The sequence below is a fragment of the Cryobacterium mannosilyticum genome, assembly GCF_004402705.1.
GTDB classification, from domain to species: domain Bacteria; phylum Actinomycetota; class Actinomycetes; order Actinomycetales; family Microbacteriaceae; genus Cryobacterium; species Cryobacterium mannosilyticum.
Map to the genome: position 1 here is coordinate 40942 of NZ_SOFM01000009.1, position 22667 is coordinate 63608.

The following is a 22667-nucleotide window of genomic DNA, read 5'->3' on the forward strand; positions in this document are numbered from 1 at the left end:
TGAGTTTCCCCCTGCTTCGGTCTAGTCGTCTGTGGCCGTGACCCTCTCCGCCTGGGTGAGGAGGCCGCGCAGGCTTTCGAAGTAGCCGGCAACCGCGTCGCGCTCAATCCTAATCTGCGAGAGGCGCTCTTCGGCGTCGGTGACGAGGGCGCGTGTGCGCGCCTCCGCCTCGGACACCAGGGCGGCAGCCCTGGCCTCGGCCTCTCGCACGATCTGCTCCGCGCCGGCTTCGGCCGCCTTCTTCGCGATCCTGGCGTCGTTCCGGGCGCCGCTGTCGAGCTGGTCGTTCAGCGCGCGCAGCTCGGCCGTGCGCTTGTTCGTGTCGGCGAGCTGGCGGGCCGCCTCATCGAGGAACTTCTGGGTCTGCGCGACGGCCTCCTGGTGGCGGACCAGGTGCCCCTGCTCGGCCTCGTCACGGCGAGCCTTGAGCTCGATGTCGAGGTCGGCCCTGGTCTGGTCGATCTCGCGCCGCAGCCTGGCCGCCTCGTGCTCCCCGCGCTTCCGTGCGGCGGTGAGCTGGTTGTCCAGGTCGATCCGCAGTTGTTCGCTGTCGGCCGTGAAGTCCGCGCGGGACTGCTCGTTGTCGCGCGCCTGGTCGGCGTGGGACTGCTCGAGTTCCGCGGCGAGATCGGCCCTGGCCTTCTCGATCTCCCGGGCGAGGGAGACTCGCTGGCGCTCGAGGTCCCGGGTGAGGTCGGTCTGGGCCTGTTCCCGCTCGATGACGAGGTCGGCCCGGGCCAGCTCGATCTCGCGTTCGAGGTCGATCTTCGCCTGCTCGATTTCGATTGCCAGTTCGGCGCGGGCCAGCTCGCTCTCGTGTGCCAGATCGATCCTGGCCTGCTCGGTCTCCCTGGCCAGGTCCAGGCGGTCCTGTTCGGTCTCCGCGGCGAGGTCGATCCTGGCCTGCTCGGTCTCCCTGGCCAGGTCGGCGCGCTGCTGGTCCAGTTCGTGCGCGACCTCGGCCCGGGTGAGTTCGGTTTCGCGGGTGAGGCCGGCCGCGATCTCGCGGGCCTCCGTGGCCTCCCGCTGGGCCACGACCCGCACCTCGGCAGCCTCGCGTTCGGCCTCCGAGCGGATGGCCGCCACCTCACGTTTGACCGTGGCGCGCAGCTCCGCGGCCTCGGTGGCGACCGCGCCGCGAATGGCGGCGGCCTCCTGGACGCCGTCCTGAGTGAGGGTGGTGTAGTCGTCGTGGGCGCGGGCAAGCAGATCGTCGGCTTCCGCGGAGGCGTCTTCGAGGATGCGCTCGGCCTTCACCGCGGCATCCGACAGGACGCGCTCGGCGTGGTCGGCCGCTTCGCGGCGGAGCGTGTCGACCTCGGCGGCAGCGGACGCGCGCAGACGCTCGGCGTCGATGTCGGCCTGGGCGATGACACGGGTGGACTGCTCCTCGGCCACCCGAAGTGTGTTCTCGAGCTTGGTGCCGAGCCCGGAGAAGGTGGGGCTGCCCACTTCCTCGATTTCGGCGTTCAGGTCGTCGATGTGCGCGGCCAGGCGCTTGATCTCCCGGGCGGCCTCGGTGGCCTGGCTGTTCGCCTGGATCAGGTCCCGGCGCAAACCCTGCAACGCCTTGTCGACCTCTTCCTTGTCATAACCACGGAAAACCTGGGTGAAATCAGCTTCGTCGGTCGGCACGCTATCTCCTCATAATGGGACTCTGACCCCGCATTCGGGTTCTCTCAGGGCAGGGCCGTGATAATTTTAGTCTGTCCGGGAGACCGGGTCGCGTCCCGAGTTCAAGGGGCTATTAGGCGCCTCTCAGCGGCACCCAGTATCGTGAGACGTCCTGTCTGCTGCAACCCGGGCTCGAATCCGGGCGGTGCGTGCGAGTGCGTGCGTCCGGCGGCCGGCGACACAGGAGGGTTTACGTGCGTTTTGTTCTTGCCATTGTGGCATTCGTCCTCGCGGCCGCGATGATCGTTCTCGGCATCGCCCAGCGGACGGTCTTTCTTGAACCGGCTTCCACGAGCGTCAGCACCACGGTCGCCGACGATGTCCGGTTCGCGGTCATCGAGCCCAGTGCCCTCACCGCCTTCCCCGGCAGCCAGACGCTCACCATCACCGGGTCAGACACCGTTTTCGCCGCTTACGGACGGTCGGGCGACGTCAAGGCGTGGCTCGCCGACGAGCCCTACGACGACATCCGTCAGGTCAAGAACACCGCCAGGCTGAGCAGCAAGCTCACCGAGGCCCCGGCGGCGGCCGGTGAGGCGTCGACGGATGCTCCCGCCGGCGCCCCCGTGGCGCGGCAGAGCACCGACCCGGTCGGCTCCGACCTGTGGCTGCAGGAGTTCAGCGGCAAGGGCTCGCTGACCACCACCATCAATGTTCCGGACGGCATCGCGGTCATCGTCGCCTCGGACGGCACGAAGCCCGCGCCGACGAAGATCACCATCACCTGGCCCACCGACAACTCGACCCCGATGGCCGGCCCCCTGATCGCCGGAGGTGGAGCGCTCGCGGTCATCGGGCTGATCCTCTACCTGTGGGCGCTCATCCACCTGCGCCGCTCCCACGGTCCCCGCCGAAACCTGCCGCGCGGGCCGCGGATGCCCCGGCTGCCCCGGGTGCCGCGGCCCAAGTCGATCAAGGCGAGCGAGATCACCGGTCCGCGCCGTTCCATCACCCGCAAATTCATCGCCACCGTGCCGGTCCTCCTGGTGACCGGCCTCGTGCTGAGCGGTTGCTCCGCTGATTTCTGGCCGAGTTCCCCGGCGACTCCCGATGCGGCGGCCAGCGCGACCGCCGCCGCGACCGACGTGCCCAAGGCCGTCAAGGACGTGCCGCCGCCCGCGGTGACGGTGCCCCAGCTCGAACGCATCGTGCGACGGATCGCCGTTCTCACCACCGACGCGGACGCCAAGCTCAACGGCGACGCCCTCGCGGCCCGGTTCACCGGCCCGGCGCTGGAACAGCGCCTGGCCAACTACAAGATCCGGGCGGCCATCGCTGACTACCCGGCGTTGCCCGCGTTGCCGGCGTCCCCGCTGACACTGACGCTTCCCCAGCAATCCTCGACCTGGCCACGGGTCGTGATGACGGTCATCCAGAGCGCGGACGATGCCGCTGTCGCACCGACGGCCATCGTGCTGAGGCAGGAGACTCCCCGGTCGGCCTACCTGATCGAGTACGCGGTGCAGCTCGAGGCCGCGGCGAAGGTGCCGGATGTCGCCCCGGCGACCATCGGCGCGCCGATCATCGCCCCCGACTCGAAACTGCTGCTCCTGCCGCCGGGCGAGGTGGCGGCGGCCTATGCCGACATCCTGCTCCAGGGGGACAAGAGCCCGTCCTACGGCCTGTTCCAGGTGAAGGGCGACACCTTCCGCACCCAGGTGGGGCTCGACAAGAAGAACGAGAAACGGGCCGCCCTCCCGACGACCGCGTCGATCGATTTCGCGGCCGCCGTCGGCGCTGGTTCACCGGTCGCCCTGGCGACGAACGACTCCGGGAGCATCGTCGCCGTCAGCATCACCGAGACCGAGACCGTGAAACCGGTCGACGCGGGCGCGACGGTCAGCCCGGAGGGCGCCAGCAAGGCGCTGTCGGGCGTGTCGGCGACCGCAAAGGGAATCCAGAGCACTTACGGCGACCAGCTCCTGTTCCACGTGCCGGCCGCCGGTTCATCCGACAAAATCGTCCTCCTTGGCTTCGCCCAGGGTCTGATCTCATCCACGGAGCTTCCATGAGTCTTGTGCCACCGTCCGGCGTCAATATGCGCGGAGCCGTCGATCTCTCGTCCCTGGTGAACCGGCCACCGGCTTCCGTCCCGGGGTCACCTGCTGCGGCAGCCGGGGCAGTGCCGGCCGCCGTGCCGGTGCCGAGCCTCACCCTGGAGGGCACCGACGCGAACTTCGGCGAGGTGCTCGAACTGTCCATGACGGTGCCCGTGATCGTCGACCTGTGGGCCGAGTGGTGCGAGCCGTGCAAGCAGCTCACGCCCCTCCTTGAAAAGCTCGTCGCCGAGTACGAGGGCCGGTTCGTGCTGGCCAAGGTCGACGTCGACTCCAACCCGCAGCTGACCCAGGCGTTCCAGGCCCAGTCGATCCCGACCGTCGCCGCGGTCATCGGCGGCCAACCGGTGCAGCTCTTCAACGGGGCGATCCCCGAAGGCCAGGTCCGTGAGGTCCTCCAGCGCGTGCTGCAGCTCGCGGCCGAGCACGGAGTCACCGGCACCGCCGTCGCACCGGAGCCCACGGGGGAGGCCGACGACGCGGCTGAGGCGCCGGCGCCGGTCGAACCCGAGTTGCCGCCGCTGCACCGTGAGGCGTACGAAGCCATCGAACGTGGCGACTACGCCGCCGCGACCGCGCTCTACAAGACCGCGGTCGCCCAGGACCCGCGCGACCAGATGGCCATCGCCGGCCTCGCCCAGGTCGGCCTGCTGGCCCGGTTGCACGGCCGGACCATGGCCGAGATCCGCGCGGAGGCCGCTGCGGCGCCCGGGGATCTCGACGCCCAGCTGCTCGTCGCCGACCTGGACCTGTCCGGCGGCCATGTCGAGGACGCCTTCGACCGCCTGCTGGCTCTCTTCCCGACCCAGGACCCCGCCGGCAGGAACAGGATCCGCGAGCGCATCCTCGACCTGTTCGAGGTCATCGGCCAGGACGACCCGCGCGTTGCTCCGACCCGGTCCCGCCTGACGGCCCTGCTCTACTGACCCTCCCGCCTCCTTCCGCTCCGCGAGAGTGCGGAATCGGCCCCTTCCGAAGAACTGAAGGGGCCGATTCTGCGCTCTCACGCGGTGGGCGGCAGGTCAGCGACGCAGGCGCAACCAGAGGCCGGCGAGCGGCGGCAGGGTGAGGGTCGCGGATGCCGGCCGGCCGGCCCAGGGCTCGGCGACCGCGTCCACGGCACCGAGGTTGCCCACGCCGGAGCCGCCGAAGATCCCCGCGTCCGTGTTGACGATCTCGTCCCATACCCCGGCGAACGGCAGGCCGACCCGGTAGCCGGTGTGCGGCTGCCCGGAGAAGTTGAACAGGCAGGCGACGGGATTGCCGTCGTTGTCCCAGCGCAGGAACGAGATCACGTTCTGGGCGGCGGCTCCGCCGTCGAGCAGCTCGAAGCCGCCCGGGTCGTTGTCGCGCGCCCACAGGCTCGCAGTGTCCCGGTAGGTGCGGTTGAGGGCACCGACAAGGGTGAACAGCCCGCGGTGCGCGGGCTGGTCCAGCATCCACCAGTCGAGGCCGCGCGACTCGCTCCACTCCGACCGCTGTCCGAATTCCTGGCCCATGAAGAGCAGCTGTTTGCCCGGGTGGGCCCACATGAACGACAGGTAGGCGCGCACATTCGCGAGCTGCTGCCACGAGTCGCCCGGCATCTTCGCGACCAGGGAGCCCTTGCCGTGCACGACCTCGTCGTGGCTGATCGGCAGCAGGAAGTTCTCGCTGAAGGCGTAGACGAAGGAGAAGGTCATCTCATTGTGGTGGTAGGCCCGGTACATCGGGTCGACCTGCATGTACTCCAGTGAGTCGTGCATCCAGCCCATGTTCCACTTGAAGCCGAAGCCGAGCCCGCCGCCGGAGGTCGGTGCGGTCACCCCGCCCCAGTTCGTGGACTCCTCGGCGATCATCACCGTTCCGGGGTTGCGCTTGTAGGCCGTGGCGGTGATCTCCTGGAGCAGGCTGATCGCCTCGAGGTTCTCGTTTCCGCCGTAGATGTTCGGCTCCCACTGGCCGTCCTCCCGGGAATAGTCCAGGTAGAGCATGGAGGCGACGGCGTCGACGCGCAGGCCGTCGATGTGGAACTCCTCGAGCCAGTAGAGCGCGTTCGCGACGAGGAAGTTGCGCACCTGCTTCTGCCCGAAGTCGAACACGAAGGTGCCCCAGTCCATCTGCTCGCCGCGGCGCGGGTCGGGGTGTTCGTAGAGAGCCTGGCCGTCGAATCGGGCCAGGGCGAAGTCGTCCTTCGGGAAGTGCCCGGGAACCCAGTCCATGATCACGCCGATCCCGGCCTGGTGCAGCCGGTCGATCAGGTAGCGCAGGTCGTCGGGGTGACCGAACCGGCTGGTCGGCGCGTAGTAGCCGGTGACCTGGTAGCCCCAGGACCCGCCGAAGGGGTGCTCGCACAGCGGCATGAACTCGACGTGCGTGTAGGCGAGTTCCTCGAGGTAGGAGATGAGTTCGTCCGCGAGGTCGCGGTAGCCGAGCCCGGGACGCCACGACCCGACGTGCATCTCGTAGATGCTCATCGGTCGGTCGTGCTGGTCGGTGGCGCTGCGCGCGGTGAGCCAGGCGGCATCCCCCCACTCGTACGACGTCTCGCCGATGACGGACGCCGTCTTCGGCGGCACCTCGGTGTACCGGGCCATCGGATCGGCCTTGCGGACCCAGTCACCGGACTGCGTGAGGAGCTCGAACTTGTAGTTGGAACCGGCGGGGAGGCCGGGCACGAACAGCTCCCAGACGCCCGTGCTGCCCATGTTGCGCATGGAGTGCAGCACACCGCTCCAGCCGTTGAAGTCACCGATCACGCGCACCGATCTGGCGTGCGGGGCCCAGACCGAGAACGAGGTCCCGGTGGTCTCGCCCATGGCTCCGGCGTGCGAGCGGTAGTGCGCGCCGAGCACGTCCCAGAGGCGTTCGTGGCGGCCCTCGCCGATCAGGTGCAGGTCGAGCTCGCCGAGGGTGGGCAGGAACCGGTACGGGTCGTCGACGATCCAGGTCGGAGCGTCACTGTAGCGCGCCTCCAGCGTGTAATCCTGCAGGCCGAGGGTGCTGACGCCCTGCCAGATCCCGCGGCTCAGGTGCGCCAGCTCGACGTGCGCACCGGTCGACAGGATGGCGAAGACCTCGGTGGCCAGCGGGCGCAGGGCGCGGATGACCGTGAGCGGGTCGGTGACGGCGCCGTCGCCGGCTCCGGACGGCTGCAGCAGGTGCTGGCCGAGGACCTCATGCGGGTTGTAGTACCGGCCCTCGGCGACGGCCTCGAGCACCGATTCCGGGAGCGTCGGGAGCGACCCGGCGGGGGACGAGGAGGACGAGGTCGGCGTGGGCGTCGCTACGGCGGGGCTCGCGGCCGGGGCGGTCGCTCTGGGCGGGACGGTTGCCGTCGGCGGGACGATCGCCGCGGGCGGGACGGTTGCCGTCGGCGGGACGGTTGCCGTCGGCGGGACCGTCACGGCGGCCGGGTCCTCGTGGGCGTGCTTCATGAGACTGGTCCCTTCACGTGCAGGATGTGCACCGGTTCGGTGAATGCGTCGAGGCGCACGAAGTTGTCGGCGGCCCAGGTCCAGGTGGCCCCGGTGATCAGGTCCTCCACCTCGAACGACCCGCCCTCCGGGATGCCGAACCGGGTGACGTCCAGGTGCACCACCGTCTGCCGCACCGAGTGCGGGTCGACGTTCGCGACGACGAGGAGGGCGTCCGGAGCCCCCGTGCCGGTGAACGGCGCGTCGAGGAACTTGCTGTAGACGAGGATCGCCTCGTCCTCGCTGGAGTGGATGTCCAGGTTGCGCAGCTGGCTGAGCGCCGGGTGTTCGGCCCGGATCCGGTTCAGCACCGTGAGATACGGCGCGAGCGAGGCGCCGTGCGCCTCCGCCGCGGCGAAGTCGCGCGGACGGTACTCGTACTTCTCGTTGTCGATGTTCTCTTCGGCGCCGGGGCGCGCCACGGACTCGTAGAGCTCGAATCCGCTGTACAGGCCCCAGGTCGGCGCGGCGGTGGCGGCGAGGGCCGCACGGATCTTGAACGCGGCCGGGCCGCCGAACTGCAGGTACTCGGAGAGGATGTCCGGAGTGTTCACGAACAGGTTCGGGCGCACGAAATCGGCCGTCTCATGGGCGAGACCGTCGAAGAACTCCTCGAGTTCCTCCTTCGTGTTGCGCCAGGTGAAGTACGTGTACGACTGCTGGAAACCGACCTTGCCCAGTCCCTGCAGAAGCGCCGGACGGGTGAACGCCTCGGCCAGGAAGAACACGTCCGGCGCCTCGTCGGCGATCGTGGATATCAGCCATTCCCAGAAGTCCAGCGGTTTGGTGTGCGGGTTGTCGACCCGGAAGATCTTCACCCCGACGTTGATCCAGTGCCGCACGATCCGCAACACCTCGGCGCGGATGCCGGCCGGGTCGTTGTCGAAGTTGATCGGGTAGATGTCCTGGTATTTCTTCGGCGGGTTCTCCGCGTAGGCGATCGACCCGTCCGGGAGGGTGGTGAACCACTCCGGATGCTCGGTCACCCACGGGTGGTCAGCGGAGGCCTGGAGCGCGAGATCGATCGCGATCTCCACCCCGCTGTCCTTCGCTGCGTCCAGGAAGAAGGCGAAGTCGGCCAGGGTGCCCAGGTCGGGGTGGATGGCGTCATGGCCGCCCTCGGCCGAGCCGATCGCCCAGGGCGATCCCGGGTCGTCCGGGCCGGCGCCCAGCGTATTGTTCGGCCCCTTTCGGAAGGCGCGGCCGATCGGGTGGATCGGCGGCAGGTAGACCACGTCGAAACCCATGGCGGCCACGGCCGGCAGGCGCTTCGCCGCGGTGCGGAACGTGCCGCTCTGCCAGGAGCCGTCCTCGCGGCGCACGGCGCCTTCGGACCGGGGGAAGAACTCGTACCAGGAGCCGACCCCGGCGCGGAGGCGCTCGACCAGGATCGTGCGCGGCTCCGAGACCGACTCGAGGCCGGTGATCGGCCGCACGGCGACGGCGGCCAGCAACTTGGGATCGGACAAGACGGTGAAGCGCGCGTCGACGGATGCGGTGACGTCGCCGAGCGTCTTCGCCGCGGCGGTGAACAGGCGCCGTTCGGCCACGGGCCGGCCCTTGTCCGTGCCGGCGGCCGTGAGCAGTTCGGCACCGATCAGGAACATGAGTTCGACATCGATTCCCGCCGGGATCTTCACCGAAGCGTTGTGGTGCCAGGTGGCCCATTCATCCGCATAGGCGCGGACACGGTACTCCCACCGCCCCTGGCTGCCCAGGAGGACCTCGGTTTCCCACCGGTCGGTCCCCGGCGCGCCGGGGCTCATCGGGTGACGGGTGAGCGTGCCGTCGGGGCTGGTCAGCAGCAGCATGGCGCCGATCAGGTCGTGGCCCTCCCGGAACGCCGTCGCGCCGAACGGCACGACCTCGCCGGTGAACGCCTTGACCGGCCAGAGATTGTCGGGCAGTTGCGGGGACAGGTCCAGGATCGGGATGCGCCCGATCCGGGTCGTCCGGTGAGTCGGCGTCGCTGGGGCCGCTGCCGCTGGGGCCGCTGCCGTCTGCCGTGCCGCCGTGGTGGTCTTCGGGAGGGGCCGGGTCGTACCGGAGGATTCAGGAGCCGCGCCTGCGCGTTTTACTGTCTTAGCCACATACTGACCGTAGCGCGAAATGTCGGCCCGGTGCGGTGCGCATTAACGCAATGGACACATCCCGGCCCTAGGCTTGGGTCCGTGAAGGCGATCCGCAAATTTACCGTCCGTACCGTCCTGCCCGAGTCGCTTGCAGCGCTCGATGAGTTGGCGGGCAACCTGCGCTGGTCCTGGCATGAGCCGACCCGCCAGCTGTTCGAGCACATAGCCCCCGAGCTGTGGCGTGAGATCGGCGCCGACCCGGTGGCGCTGCTCGGGTCCGTCGACCCGGCCAGGCTCGAAGCGCTCTCCCGCGACCACGACTACGTGTCCTGGGTGAACTCCGTCCGCGCCGACCTCAGGGACTACCTCGAGCAGCCGCGCTGGTACCAGGGACTCGAGGGTGAGAAGCCCGAGTCGATCGCGTATTTCTCCCCGGAGTTCGGCATCGCGGCCGCGCTGCCCCAGTATTCGGGCGGGCTGGGCATCCTCGCCGGAGACCACCTGAAGAGCGCCTCCGACCTCGGCGTGCCGCTGGTCGGGGTCGGACTGTTCTACCGGGCCGGCTACTTCAGCCAGGCGATCTCGCCTGACGGGTGGCAGGTGGAAAGCTACCCGCTGCTCGACCCCGACGGGCTGCCGCTGTCGGTGCTGCGCCGGGCCGACGGCTCGGCCGTGCAGGTGTCCCTCGCCTTGCCGGACAACCGCACGCTGCACGCCCGGGTCTGGCAGGCCATGGTCGGCCGGATCCGCCTGCTCATGCTCGACACCGACATCCCGGAGAACGCTGACGACCTGCGCCTGGTCACGGACCGCCTCTACGGCGGCGGCGGCGAGCACCGCCTGCTGCAGGAACTGCTCCTCGGCATCGGCGGCGCGCGCGCCGTGAAGCTCTGGAGCAACCTCAACGGCCGCCCGGACCCCGAGGTGTTCCACACCAACGAGGGCCACGCCGGTTTCCTCGGCCTGGAACGCATCTCCAGCCTGATCGGCGACGGACTCAGCTTCTCCGAGGCCCTGCAGGTCGCGCGGGCCGGGACCGTCTTCACCACCCACACGCCCGTCGCGGCCGGAATCGACCGGTTCGAGCGCAGCCTGGTGCGCCGCTACTTCGAGACCGACCTGCTTCCGGGTGTGGCGGTCGACGACCTCCTCGCACTCGGCGCCGAGAACTACCAGGACGGATCGCCCGACGTCTTCAACATGGCGCTGATGGGCCTCCGCCTCGGGCAGCGCGCCAACGGCGTCTCCAAGCTGCACGGCGAGGTCAGCCGGCGGATGTTCAAGGGACTCTGGCCGGGCTTCGACGCGGAGGACGTGCCGATCGCCTCGATCACCAACGGGGTGCACGCGCCGACGTGGACCGACCCGGCGCTCCTCGCGCTCGCCCAGAACCGTCTCGGCACCAGCGACACCTCCGAGGCCGACTGGGCGTCCGACGCTGTCTCCGACGACGACCTCTGGCAGGTGAGGGGCCAGATGCGCCTCCAGTTCGTCGAGGACGCACGCCGGCGGATCGCGACGGCCTGGCTTGTGCAGAACCCGGGCGGCATCGTGCCGTCCTGGATCGGCAAGGTCTTCGACCCCAGCGTGCTCACCATCGGCTTCGCCCGCCGGGTTCCGACCTACAAGCGGCTCACCCTGATGCTGCACGACCCCGAACGCCTCCGAGCCCTCCTGCTGCACCCTGAGCACCCGATCCAGATCGTGATCGCCGGCAAGTCCCACCCCGCCGATGAAGAAGGCAAACGCCTGATCCAGAAGGTCGTGCAGTTCGCGGCCGATCCTGAACTGCGCACGAGAATCGCCTTCCTTCCGGACTACAACATCGGCATGGCCCAGTTGATGTACCCGGGCACCGACGTCTGGCTCAACAACCCGCTCCGGCCGCTCGAGGCCTGCGGCACGTCCGGGATGAAGGCGGCCTTGAACGGTGCGCTCAACCTGTCGATCCTCGACGGCTGGTGGCCTGAGTACTACGACGGAAAGAACGGCTGGGCGATCCCGTCGGCGGATGCCGCCGGGGACTCCGCCGAGCGAGACCGGATCGAGGCCGACGCGCTCTACGAGCTGATCGAGCACCACGTCGCCCCTCGGTTCTACGACCGCAACGCGGACGGCGTGCCCGAACGGTGGGTGTCATCGATCCGGCACACCCTCGCCGGGCTGTCCCCGGAACTGAACGCCGGCCGGATGGTGCGGGAATACGTGCAGAAGCTCTACCGCCCGGCCGGCCAGGCCGAGGCCCGGCTCTCCGCCAACAACTACCGGGCTGCCCGCGAGCTGGCCGTCTGGAAGGGCCGGATCGTCGCGGCCTGGCCCGGCGTGGCCGTGGCCCACGTCGAATCGGGTGGCGTCGCTACCGTGCCGCAGGTCGGCGACGCGCTGCACCTCCGCGCGCACGTGCACCTGAACGGCCTGGAGCCGGGAGACGTGACCGTTGAGGTCGTCTACGGGAAGAGCCTGGGCAACGACGAGCTCAGCGACGTCAGCACGCTGGCCCTTTCTGCTGCGACCGATCCGGACCAGGAATCCACCGGCAGCCCGGCCCCCGGCAACGCGACCCTGTTCACCGGCACGGTCCAGCTCGACCGCGGCGGCGCGTTCGGCTACACCGTTCGCGTCGTGCCCCGCAACGACCTGCTGATCAGCCCGGCGGAGATGGGGCTCATCGCCGTCGCCGGCTGAGCCTGCTCGGCCGGCCTACCCTCGGGAGATCGCCGCGAACACCGCGCCGGATGCCCGGGCCAGGTCGGCGGGGGCGAGTTCGATATCGAACCCCCGCCGGCCGCCTGAGACGAAGACGGTGTCGAAGAGCTGGGCATCCTCGTCGATGACCGTCGTCAACGAGGTCTTCTGCCCGATCGGGCTGATCCCGCCGACGACGTAGCCGGTCTTGCGTTCCGCGGTCTTCGGATCGGCCATGACGGCCTTCTTCGCGCCGACGGCCGCGGCCAGCGCCTTGAGATCGAGCTGGCCGGTGACCGGCACGATGCCGACGACGAGGGTGCCGTCCGCCTCGGCGAGGAGAGTCTTGAACACCCGGGCCGGGTCGAGGCCGAGCTTCTGGGCGGCCTCGAGTCCGAAGTTGGTCGCGTGGGCGTCGTGATCGTACAGATGGGGGGTGAAGGCGATGCCGGCCCTCTCGAGGGCGAGCGTGGCGGGGGTTCCCGCACCGTGATCCGCCCGCCTGCCCATGCCGTGTCGTCCCCGGGTGACGGCTAGTGGGCCCGGAAGAGCTGCATCGACGCGCCGGGGACGAGCAGCCGGGCTCCGGGGGCGTGTTCGATCACGGCATCGCTGATGTCGTCGTGGCTCGAGTCCCAGAGCAGCGTGTACGAGCCGACCCCCGTGTGCACCGGCAGCGTCACCGTGACATCCGCTTCCCGGCCCTGCACGATCAGCAGGATCCGATTGAACTCCTCGCGCTCCGGGGTGCTGGCCGCGAGATACTGCAGCGTGCGCTCATCCGACGAGTGCCAGTCCTCCTCGGACATCGACTCGCCCAGGGCGTTGTACCAGTCCATTTCGCTGGCGCTGAGGGTCGTTTCGCCTGGGCGACCGAACCGCACCGGCCGGAGTGCCGGATTCTCCCGGCGCAGTTCGAGCAGGCGCCGGCTGACCCGGTGCAGGTCGACCTGCCAGTCGTCCAGGTCCCAGTTCAGCCAGGTCAGTTCGCTGTCATGGCAGTAGGCGTTGTTGTTGCCGCGCTGGCTGCGCCCGAATTCGTCGCCGGCGGTGATCATCGGAACGCCGGCCGAGAGCAGGAGGGTGGCCAGCAGGTTGCGCATGGCCTTCCGCCGGGTCGTGAGGATGGTGGTGTTGCGGGTGGGGCCCTCGACGCCGTGGTTGAACGAGTTGTTGCTGTCGGTGCCGTCCCGGTTCGACTCGCCGTTGCCGACATTGTGCTTGACGTTGTAGGCGGTGAGGTCGGCCATCGTGAAGCCGTCATGGGCCGTGATGAAGTTCAGCGAGGCAAGCGGCCCGCGCTCCTGCGAAAACGTGTTGGACGACCCGGCGAGACGGGTCGCGAAACGGCCGATGCCGCTGCCCGCATGACCGTCGCGCGCCGCGGCGAGGTCGGTCAGCCAGAACGAACGCATCCGGTCGCGGTAGCGGTCGTTCCATTCCGTCCAGCCGTCGGCGAAGTTGCCGGTCTGCCAGCCGCCCTGCCCGATGTCCCAGGGCTCGGCGATGAGCTTCACATCGGTGAGGTCAGGGTCGGTCCGGATCGCCGTCAGCAGAGGGTGGTCGCGCTGGTATTCGACGTTGCCGTCCCGGCCGAGCGTCACCGCCAGGTCGAACCGGAAGCCGTCGATCTGCACGTCGTTCGCCCAGTAGCGCAGCGAGTCGAGCACCAGGCGGTGCGGCACCTCGTGCGACACATTCAGGGTATTGCCGCAGCCGGTGACGTCGATATACGCGCCCGCGTCGTTCTGGCGGTAATAGGTGGCGTTGTCGATGCCACGCAGGCTGCTGACCGGGCCGTTCGGCCCCTCCTCGGCGGTGTGGTTGTAGACCACGTCGAGGATGACCTCGAGGCCGGCCTCGTGCAGCAGCTTGACCATGCCCTTGAACTCCCGGAGCACGGCCTCCGGGCCGGCGGACTGGGAGGCCATGGTGGCGTAGTCGGCGTGCGGGGAGAAGAAATTGAAGGTGTTGTAACCCCAGTAGTTGGTCAGGCCCTGCTTGATCAGGCGCTGTTCGGAGACGAAGGCGTGCACCGGGAGCAGTTCCACCGTGGTGACACCGAGGTTCTTCAGGTACCCGATCGTCGACTCGTGGGCGAGGCCGGCGTAGGTTCCGCGCAGGTCGGCCGGGACCGCCGGGTTGAGCTTGCTGAGGCCGCGAACGTGGGCTTCATAGACGACCGTGTGGTCGAGGGCGATCTTCGGTTTGACCGACCCGGCCCAGTCGAAGCCGCCGTCCACGACGGAGGACTGCCACTGGTCGGGGCCGACCCGCACGAGGCCCCGGGAATACGGTTCGATCAGTGTCTTCTCCGGGTGGAACGAGTTCCTCGCCGAGGCGGGACCGGAGACCCGGATGCCATAGCGACGGCCGGGGGAGAGGGTACGGGACCGCCCGAACCAGACGTCGTTGGTGTCCCTGGTCATGGGGACGGTCTTGACGATCCAGTTGGGATCGGTCTCGTCGAAAATGCACAGTTCCATGGAGTCGGCGTTCTTCGACCACACCCGCAGCTCGCCGCCGTTGGCCCCCAACCGGACGCCGAGGTTGCGCAGGGGATCACCGGAAGTCATGGGTTCTAGAGTAATGAGTACAGACGGTCGGTTTTGACCACAATCAGACCTGCCGACGCCCGAAAACCTGCAGAGGATCCCCATGTCGGTCTACCTGGACCACGCCGCGACAACACCGATGCTCCCCGGCGCCATCGCGGCGTTCACCGAAGCGATGACGGTCGTCGGCAACCCCGCGTCGATCCACAGTCAGGGCCAGCTCAAGAAACGGATGCTCGAGGAAGCCCGCGAAACCGTCGCGGCCAGTGTGGGCTGCGACCCGATCGAGGTCGTCTTCACGGCCGGCGGCACCGAGTCCGTCAACCTCGGCATCAAGGGGCTGTTCTGGGCCCGGGCGCCAAGGCGGCGCATCCTCGTTCCCGGCGGGGAACACCATGCCACCGTCGACACCGTCGAGTGGCTGGAACGGCACGAGGGCGCAATGATCGACTGGTTGCCGCTGGACGAGCACGGCCGGGTCGACCCGGCCGCCGTCGCCCGGGCGATCGCGGCCCACCCCGAGGAGATCGCCCTGGTCACCCTGCTGGCCGCCAACAACGAGGTCGGAACGATCCAGCCCGTGGCTGAGGTCGCCGCGCTCGCGGCGGCCCACGGCATCCCGGCGCACGTCGACGCGGTGGCCGCCTACGGGCACGTCCCGATCGACTTCCGCACGCTGCGCCGCGGGGGAGTGTCCGCGGTGAGCGTCTCGGCGCACAAGATCGGCGGCCCGGTCGGCATCGGCGCTCTGGTCCTGTCCCGCCGCGCGACGGTGGAACCGCTTGTGCACGGCGGCGGGCAACAGCGTCAGGTGCGCAGCGGTACCCAGGACGTCGCGGCAGCCGTGGCCTTCGCCGTGGCCGCCGCCGCGGCGGGGGTCGACCTGCCAGGCGAGAACGCGCGGGTGGCCCTGCTGCGGCAGGCCGTCGTGGACGGGGTGCTCAAGGCGGTGCCCACGTCGCAACTCAACGGCGACCCCGACCCGGCCCGCCACCTGCCCGGAACGGCCCACTTCAGCTTCCCCGGCTGCGAGGGCGATTCGCTCCTGTTCCTGCTCGACGCGGCCGGCGTCTCCGTGTCGACCGGCTCGGCCTGCCAGGCCGGCATCCCGGAACCCTCGCACGTGCTCCGGGCGATGGGCCGCACCGAGGTGGAGGCCCGCGGGGCCCTCCGGATCACCCTCGGCCGCACCTCGACCATGGCCGACGTCGACGCCCTGCTCGCCGCCCTGCCGGCCGCCCACGCCCAGGCCTCCCGGGCCGGCATGGCCGACCGCGTGCCGGGCCGCTGACCTGCGCCTCCGTTGACCGAGCGTCCCTGACCCGTCGCATCCGCCGCCCTCGGCCGATGCTCGAGCGCCACAGTTGCGCCGCTGCGCGCCCGGTGCGCCTGGCGCGCAGCGGCGCAATTGGCGCGTAGGCCTTCCGGCCTCGCGCCGCGGCGGCGGAGCGGGCGCGTTGGCCAAACGGTCCGACCCTATTACACTCGTCAGGTGAAGGTTTTGGCAGCAATGAGCGGTGGGGTGGACTCCGCCGTCGCCGCAGCCCGCGCGGTCGAGGCGGGACACGAGGTGGTCGGCGTGCACCTGGCGCTGAGCCGGATGCCGGGCACTCTCCGCACCGGAAGCCGGGGCTGCTGCACGGTCGAGGACTCGATGGACGCCCAGCGGGCGGCCAACATCATCGGCATCCCTTATTACGTCTGGGACTTCTCCGAGCGGTTCAAGCTCGACGTGGTCGACGACTTCATCGCCGAATATGCCGCCGGCCGCACCCCCAACCCCTGCATGCGCTGCAACGAGCGGATCAAGTTCGCGGCGCTGCTCGAGAAGGCCATCGACCTCGGCTTCGACGCCGTCGCCACCGGGCACTACGCCACGATCCTGACGGATGCCGACGGCAACCGCGAGCTGCACCGGGCCAGCGCCTGGGCCAAGGACCAGTCCTACGTGCTCGGTGTGCTCACCCAGGACCAGCTCGCGCACTCGATGTTCCCGCTCGGGGCGACCCCGTCCAAGGCCGAGGTGCGCGCCGAGGCCGCCGAGCGCGGGTTCTCCGTGGCCACCAAGCCCGACTCTTACGACATCTGCTTCATCCCCGACGGCGACACCCGCGGCTGGCTGGCCGAGCGCGTGCCGCCGGCGACCGGCGACATCCTCGACCGCGATGGCAACACCCTCGGCCGGCACGAGGGCGCCGCCGCGTTCACGGTCGGCCAGCGCAAGGGCCTCCAGATCGGCACCCCCGCCGCCGACGGCAAGCCGCGGTTCGTGCTCGAGGTGCGCCCGATCACCAACACGGTCATCGTCGGGCCCAAGGAAGCGCTCGCGATCAAAGAGATCGCCGGCACGAAGTACACCTGGTGCGGCGTCGCCCCAGAGCACCCGGAGATCGCCTTCGACTGCGACGTGCAGATCCGGGCCCACGCCGACCCGGTTCCCGCGGTGGCGCAGCTGGTTCCGACAGGCTCGACGACCGATGGTTCGACCGCCGATGGTTCGACCACGGGCGGGGTGGAACTGCGGATCCTGCCGGTTGAGCCGCTGACCGGCGTCGCGCCCGGCCAGACCGCCGTGGTCTACCTCGGCACCCGCGTGCTCGGCCAGTGCACCATCGACCGCACCGTCAGCGCCGTCCCCGTCGCTGACTCGGCCGTCGCCGCACATGCCTGACGGCGCGACCGCCGAAACCCCGGCCGACCTGCACCGGGCCGCGGCGGAGGTCGCCGACCTCACCCAGCGGATCCTGGCGGCCAGGGACGCCTACTACGAGCGCAACGAGGTCGTGATCTCCGATGCCGACTACGACGCCCTGGTGCACCGCCTCGGCGTGCTCGAGGGCGAATTCCCCGAGCTGGCCAGCCAGGACAGCCCGACCCAGACCGTCGGCGGCCGCGCCGAGACCAGCCTGTTCGCACCGGTGCAGCATGCCGAACGCATGCTCAGCCTCGACAACGTTTTCTCGATCGACGAGTTCGCGGACTGGGCCGCGAAGGTGGAGCGGGACGCCGGCCGCGGCGTGCACTACCTCTGCGAACTCAAGATCGACGGGCTCGCCATCAACCTCCGCTACGAACGCGGCGTGCTGGTCACCGCGGCGACCCGCGGCGACGGTGTGGTCGGCGAAGACGTCACCGAGAACATCCACTGGGTCCCCGGAATCCCGCGACAGCTGACCAGCACCGGCCATCCGGCCCTGATCGAGGTGCGCGGTGAGGTCTTCTTCCCGGTCGAGGCCTTCCGTGAACTCAATGCCGAGCAGGCAGCCGCCGGTGAGCGGGTCTTCTCGAACCCGCGCAATGCCGCGGCGGGCTCGCTGCGCCAGAAGGCCGAAGGCAGGGCCGCGGAACCGCTGCGGCTGATGCGGGCCAGGCTCGGCCGGCTCCGGATGCTCGTGCACGGCATCGGCGCCTGGGCGAACCCGCCCGTGGCCGCCCAATCCGAGGTGTACGCGCTCCTGCACGGCTGGGGTCTGCCGACCAGCACCTACTTCACGGTGGAGCCGACCGCCGCGCAGGCGGCGAGCTTCATCGAGTACTACGGCGTGCACCGCGCGAGCGTCGCACACGAGATCGACGGCATCGTGATCAAGGTCGACGAACTCGCCCTGCACGCCGAACTCGGCGCCACCAGCCGGGCTCCCCGCTGGGCGATCGCCTACAAATACCCGCCTGAGCAGGTCAACACCAAGCTGCTCGACATCGTCGTGAGCGTCGGCCGCACCGGTCGGGCCACCCCGTTCGCGGTGATGGAGAAGGTGCGGGTCGCCGGCTCCGAGGTGCGCCAGGCCACGCTGCACAACCAGGACGTGGTCAAGGCCAAAGGCGTCCTGATCGGCGACACCGTCGTGCTGCGCAAGGCCGGCGACGTCATTCCCGAGGTGCTCGGCCCGGTGATCGAACTCCGCGACGGCACCGAACGCGCGTTCGTGATGCCCGTGAACTGCCCGGAATGCGGCACCCCGCTCGCCCCCGCCAAGGAAGGGGACATCGACCTGCGCTGCCCGAACGCGCGCAGCTGCCCCGCCCAGGTGCGCGGACGGGTCGAACACATCGGATCGCGGGGCGCCCTGGACATCGAGGTTCTCGGCGAGGTCGCCGCAGCCGCGCTGACCCAGCCGACGGTGCCCACCGAGCCGCCGCTCTCCACCGAGGCCGGCCTGTTCGACCTCACCCTGGCCGACCTGTTGCCGATCGAGGTGGTCGTGCGGGACGCCGAGACCGGGCTGCCACGCGAGGAGGAGGACGGTGCCATCCGCCTGCGCACGCCGTTCCGGCGCAACCCGTCGGCCGCGGAGAAGAAGCAGGGGATGACCGGGCCGCAACCCTCGTCGAATGCGATCAAGCTGCTGCGCGAGATCGAACTGGCCAGGACCAAGCCGCTCTGGCGACTGCTGGTGGCCCTCAACATCCGTCACGTCGGCCCGGTGGCCGCGCGTGCCCTCGCCGACCACTTCGGGTCCCTCGACCTGGTCCGCGCCGCCACGCGGGAGGAGCTCGCCGAGGTCGACGGGGTCGGCGGCATCATCGCGGACGCCATCCTCGCCTGGTTCGAGGTCGACTGGCACCGCGAGATCGTGGACCAGTGGACGCGCGCCGGGGTCCAGTTCGCCACGCCCGGACATCCCGGGCCTGGCGCGGCGGCCGCGGCCGGCGGGGTGCTCAGTGGACTGACGGTCGTCGCCACCGGCTCCCTCGAGGGCTACAGCCGGGAGGAGGCCCAGGAGGCCATCATCGCTGCCGGCGGTAAGTCCGCCTCGAGCGTGTCGAAGAACACCGACTTCGTCGCGGCCGGTCCCGGCGCCGGGTCGAAGCTGGCCAAGGCCGAGCAACTCGGCCTCCGGATCCTCGACGCAGCCGAGTTCCACCTGCTGGTGACGCACGGCCCTGCCGCGCTCGGAGACGCTGCGCCGGCGGACGGCGCGGGGGAGACCCCGTCCAGCACCTCCGACTGACTCAGCGGCCGGCGGCCGGCAGGGTTCCGTCGTCGACCCAGCCGGCCACCATCCGCGTGAACAACTCCGCGTCCTCGATGCTCCACACGTGGTGCATGCCCGGCGCGATCCAGGTGCGAGTCTGCGGCAGGAGCGTCTGCAGCGTCGCCAGGCTGTCCCGCACGAGCCGGGATTCCTTCTCGCCCGCCACGGCCAGGAGCGGGCCGCGGTAGCCGCCCAGTCCCTCGGGGCTGCCGCCGCGGTTCACGTCCTCGAAGACCCGCGCGGCATTGTCCGGCCGGATGTCCAGGCCGTGTTCGACGAAGACGGTCACCGCGTCCGCGGGCAGTCCGAAGGCCTTCGCCTGCGCACGCCAATACCAGGGGCGGCCCCAGAGGCGCAGTTGCAGGGTGTTGACGAAGCGGGCCAGGCCGTGGATGCCGTCCAGGGGAACGCCCGAGACGAGGCAGGAGCGCAGCAGGCCGGGATGGCGCGCCATGACCTGCACCGCTACGAGGCCGCCGAGGGAGAGCCCGACCAGGTGGGCGCGGCCGCCGTGCGCGTGCTCGGCGATGGTGGCGGCGACGTCGTCGGCGGTTTCGGCGAGTGAGCGCCAGTCTTCGGCGGAGCGGGCCCCGAAGCCCGGCAGGTCAGGGGTGAGCAGGTGGCGGCCGGGGAGGCCGGCGACCTGGGGCTCCCAGGACCAGGCCGCGACGGACCCGCCGTGCAGGAAGACGATCGTGTCGGTGTCGGTCGCTTCGGCGCCGTGTTCGAGGGGGTAGTTCATGACAGCGCCTCCACTGTTTCGGCCAGCCAGGCCAGCTCGGCCTCGGCGTGGCGGATCCCGTTCCGGAGGGTGGCGCGGCGGAGCTTTTGTGCGAGGTCGACGGGTTCGCCGCTGTCCTGCCCGACCAGGGCGGTGAGCCGGAACAGGACGGCATCCGCCTCGGCCCGGCGAGACTGGAGCAGCGCGGTCGCGGCCGGGATCCCGAGTTCGCCGACGAAGAAGACCCGCACCAGGAAGGCGTCGTGCGGGGTCTCCGGGGGCAGCGGCGAGGCCAGCCATCCGTGCAGGGCGGTCAGGCCGGTCGGGGTGATCCGGTGCAGGCGCCGGTCCGGACGCCCGTCCTGGATGATCACTTCCACCTCAGCGAGACCGTCGGCGACGAGGAGGGCCAGGGTGCGGTAGATCTGGGACTGGTCGGCGGACCAGAAGTGGGCGACAGACGCTTCGATGGTCTTCTTGAGGTCGTAGCCCGTGTGCGGTTTCAGCTCGAGGACCCCGAGGATGGCGAATTTCAGTGACATGGTTATATTAGACCATGCACATATAGGACTTAGCAAGTATCAAATTGGGACGAAAAGACACCCCTTTGTGGGGGAAGTGCGACCGGCCAACCGAGCCCCCGTTTCAGTACTCTGAGTATGCAGGCCTTGTGTTTCACGTCGAGCTAACCGACTGCTCGGTGTTCGTGAGGGGACGTACCCGAGTTTGCTCTTAGCGGCGGCACTGATATCCGCCTCACTGACCTTCCACACGGTCAGTGAGCCCCTCGGGGTGCACTCGCTCACGCCCCCGGCGGTGAGCGCCAGGGTCTCGGCCGCCCCGGCACCGGCGGGCGCCGTCATCCTGTCCACGCCGCTCCGACTGGACCTCGCGGTCTCCGGGGAGCCAGGGGTCGCCGGGCAACCGGCCAGCTCCGTGCAACCGGCGGCCTCACTGGTCGCGGGGGCGGACGCCGCTCTCGAATCAGTGCGACGGATGTCCGGGGCCAGCCTCCTCGCCGGCCTGTCCCGGCTGTCCGTCGGCGACATTTCCACCTTCGTCGCCGAGTTCCCCGGCCAGGTCGACTCCCTGCTGGCCGTGCCCCCCGCCGCAACCGAGGTCACCGGGTGGTGGACCGGACTGGACGGCACCGAGCGGTCGTCCCTCCTCGCCGGGGCGCCCCGGCTGGTCGGCAACCTCGACGGGATCCCCTTCCGCGAACGCGGGCGGGCCAACGCCCGCTACCTGGGCCAGAGCCTGGCCGCGGTGGACCGCCGGCTCGCGGGCACGCTCGACGACGCGGCCCGGGACGCCGCCACGCGCGAGCGCGCCATCCTGACCCAGGTGCAGGCCGCTCTCCGCCCAACCGACGGGGGTCCGCGGCGATCCCTGATCCTCCTCGACACCGTGGCGGGGGGCCGGGCCGCCATCGCCCTGGGCAACCCGGACACCGCCGCATTCGTCAGCTACCTCGTGCCGGGCATGAACTACGGGGTAGAACCCCAGATCGTGAACTGGACCGCGACCGCGGAAACCCTGTACGCCGAACAGCGCGCCGTCCTCGCCGAGCGGGCAGCGAGCGCCCGCGGATCGGTCGCCGCGAGCATCTCCGTCGTCTCCTGGATCGGCTACGAGGCCCCGGACCTGTTCAGCGTCGGGGGCCTCGACCACGCCGTCGCCGGCGCCGACTTCCTCGAGAAGTACTCGCAGGGCATCCGCTCGGACCGTGCCGGCGACCAGCCCTTCGTCTCGGTGTTCGCGCACTCCTACGGCTCCACGGTCGCGCTCACGGCCCTGTCCCGCGGATCGTTCGAAGTCGACGCGCTGGTCCTGGTCGGTTCTCCCGGCAGCCAGATCCAGTCCGTCGACAGCCTGAGCGTGGCCAACGGCAACGTGTTCGTGGGGAAGGCCGACTGGGACCCGGCGGTCAACAGCGCCTTCTTCGGCAGCGACCCGGGTGCGGAATCGTACGGCGCCCGGCCGCTGGGGGTGTACGGAGCGCCCGACCGGCTCACCGGGACCTGGCTCTCCGGTTCGCTCGGACACAACGCCTATTTCGACCGGGGCAGCGAGTCACTGCACAACATGGCCCTGATCGGAACGGACAACGCGGATCTGGTCACCAACGGCTCCGAATAGAATTGGGGAATCCACCTCGACGATAATCGGAGCAACATGTCTGAAATCACGGCCGAGCAGGTAGCGCATTTGGCCAACCTCGCCCGGATCGACCTCAGCCCGGAGGAGATCAACCGCCTCACCACGGAACTCGGCCAGATCGTCGATTCCGTCGCGAAGGTGGCCGAAGTGGCCACCCCTGACGTTCCAGCGACCAGTCATCCGATGCCGCTGACCAACGTTTTCCGCCCCGACACGGTCGTTCCCTCGCTCACCGTCGAACAGGCGCTCTCCGGCGCGCCCGACCACGACGGCGACAAGTTCCGAGTGCCCGCGATCCTGGACGAGGAGTGA

General features: G+C 69.9%; 15 protein-coding genes. 8 read left to right on the top strand and 7 right to left on the bottom strand.

Annotation, left to right across the window (positions count from 1 at the left end):
- Positions 1-21 precede the first annotated feature (21 nt).
- On the bottom strand, positions 22-1635 hold the full coding sequence (locus E3O32_RS03430; RefSeq protein ID WP_134507036.1) for a DivIVA domain-containing protein: 1614 nt from the start codon (positions 1633-1635) through the stop codon (positions 22-24).
- 254 nt (positions 1636-1889) lie between these two features.
- Here E3O32_RS03430 and E3O32_RS03435 point away from each other — a divergent pair, with 254 nt between their 5' ends.
- Positions 1890-3686, top strand: coding sequence for a DUF8094 domain-containing protein (locus E3O32_RS03435; protein WP_241974531.1), 1797 nt, complete (start codon positions 1890-1892; stop codon positions 3684-3686).
- Positions 3683-4657 (top strand): tetratricopeptide repeat protein, encoded by a 975-nt coding sequence (locus E3O32_RS03440; RefSeq protein WP_134507040.1) that lies wholly within the window; start codon positions 3683-3685, stop codon positions 4655-4657. Before E3O32_RS03435 ends, E3O32_RS03440 begins: the two co-directional genes overlap by 4 nt.
- Before the next feature lie 96 nt (positions 4658-4753).
- On the opposite strand, the gene glgB is transcribed toward E3O32_RS03440, so the two are convergent.
- The gene (glgB, locus tag E3O32_RS03445; RefSeq protein ID WP_134507042.1) at positions 4754-7147 is read right to left on the bottom strand and encodes a 1,4-alpha-glucan branching protein GlgB; all 2394 of its coding nucleotides are present in this window, start codon (positions 7145-7147) and stop codon (positions 4754-4756) included.
- Positions 7144-9114 (bottom strand): maltotransferase domain-containing protein, encoded by a 1971-nt coding sequence (locus E3O32_RS03450; RefSeq protein WP_420898089.1) that lies wholly within the window; start codon positions 9112-9114, stop codon positions 7144-7146. Before E3O32_RS03450 ends, glgB begins: the two co-directional genes overlap by 4 nt.
- 243 nt (positions 9115-9357) lie before the next feature.
- On the opposite strand from E3O32_RS03450, the gene glgP reads away from it, so the two are divergent.
- Positions 9358-11943: an alpha-glucan family phosphorylase gene (gene glgP / locus E3O32_RS03455; protein WP_134507044.1), complete on the top strand. Its 2586-nt coding sequence runs from the start codon at positions 9358-9360 to the stop codon at positions 11941-11943.
- A gap of 15 nt (positions 11944-11958) precedes the next feature.
- Here the strand turns inward: glgP and ybaK are convergent, their stop codons facing one another.
- Together ybaK and glgX are read right to left on the bottom strand one after the other, a co-directional pair.
- Positions 11959-12453 carry a Cys-tRNA(Pro) deacylase gene (ybaK, locus tag E3O32_RS03460; RefSeq protein WP_134507046.1) on the bottom strand — a complete coding sequence of 165 codons (495 nt, stop codon included), beginning with the start codon at positions 12451-12453 and terminating at the stop codon, positions 11959-11961.
- 23 nt (positions 12454-12476) lie between these two features.
- A complete protein-coding gene (glgX, locus tag E3O32_RS03465; RefSeq protein WP_134507048.1) occupies positions 12477-14519 on the bottom strand; it encodes a glycogen debranching protein GlgX in 2043 nt (680 codons plus the stop codon).
- An 82-nt stretch (positions 14520-14601) separates the two neighbouring features.
- Here glgX and E3O32_RS03470 point away from each other — a divergent pair, with 82 nt between their 5' ends.
- The 3 genes from E3O32_RS03470 (at position 14602) to ligA (ending at position 19450) form a co-directional block, all read left to right on the top strand.
- Positions 14602-15789, top strand: coding sequence for a cysteine desulfurase family protein (locus tag E3O32_RS03470; protein WP_134507050.1), 1188 nt, complete (start codon positions 14602-14604; stop codon positions 15787-15789).
- A 219-nt stretch (positions 15790-16008) separates the two neighbouring features.
- On the top strand, positions 16009-17169 hold the full coding sequence (mnmA, locus tag E3O32_RS03475; protein ID WP_134507212.1) for a tRNA 2-thiouridine(34) synthase MnmA: 1161 nt from the start codon (positions 16009-16011) through the stop codon (positions 17167-17169).
- Positions 17162-19450: an NAD-dependent DNA ligase LigA gene (ligA, locus tag E3O32_RS03480; protein WP_134507052.1), complete on the top strand. Its 2289-nt coding sequence runs from the start codon at positions 17162-17164 to the stop codon at positions 19448-19450. The genes mnmA and ligA overlap by 8 nt, the downstream gene beginning before the upstream one ends.
- A gap of 1 nt (position 19451) precedes the next feature.
- Here ligA and E3O32_RS03485 read toward each other — a convergent pair whose 3' ends face one another.
- Together E3O32_RS03485 and E3O32_RS03490 are read right to left on the bottom strand one after the other, a co-directional pair.
- Complete coding sequence (locus E3O32_RS03485) at positions 19452-20216, bottom strand: alpha/beta fold hydrolase (RefSeq protein WP_134507053.1); 765 nt, start codon at positions 20214-20216, stop codon at positions 19452-19454.
- Positions 20213-20737 (bottom strand): PadR family transcriptional regulator, encoded by a 525-nt coding sequence (locus tag E3O32_RS03490; protein WP_134507055.1) that lies wholly within the window; start codon positions 20735-20737, stop codon positions 20213-20215. The genes E3O32_RS03485 and E3O32_RS03490 overlap by 4 nt, the downstream gene beginning before the upstream one ends.
- A gap of 250 nt (positions 20738-20987) precedes the next feature.
- Between E3O32_RS03490 and E3O32_RS03495 the strand changes: the two genes are divergently transcribed.
- Together E3O32_RS03495 and gatC are read left to right on the top strand one after the other, a co-directional pair.
- A complete protein-coding gene (locus E3O32_RS03495) occupies positions 20988-22334 on the top strand; it encodes an alpha/beta hydrolase (protein ID WP_134507057.1) in 1347 nt (448 codons plus the stop codon).
- A gap of 36 nt (positions 22335-22370) precedes the next feature.
- On the top strand, positions 22371-22667 hold the full coding sequence (gene gatC / locus E3O32_RS03500) for an Asp-tRNA(Asn)/Glu-tRNA(Gln) amidotransferase subunit GatC (protein WP_134507059.1): 297 nt from the start codon (positions 22371-22373) through the stop codon (positions 22665-22667).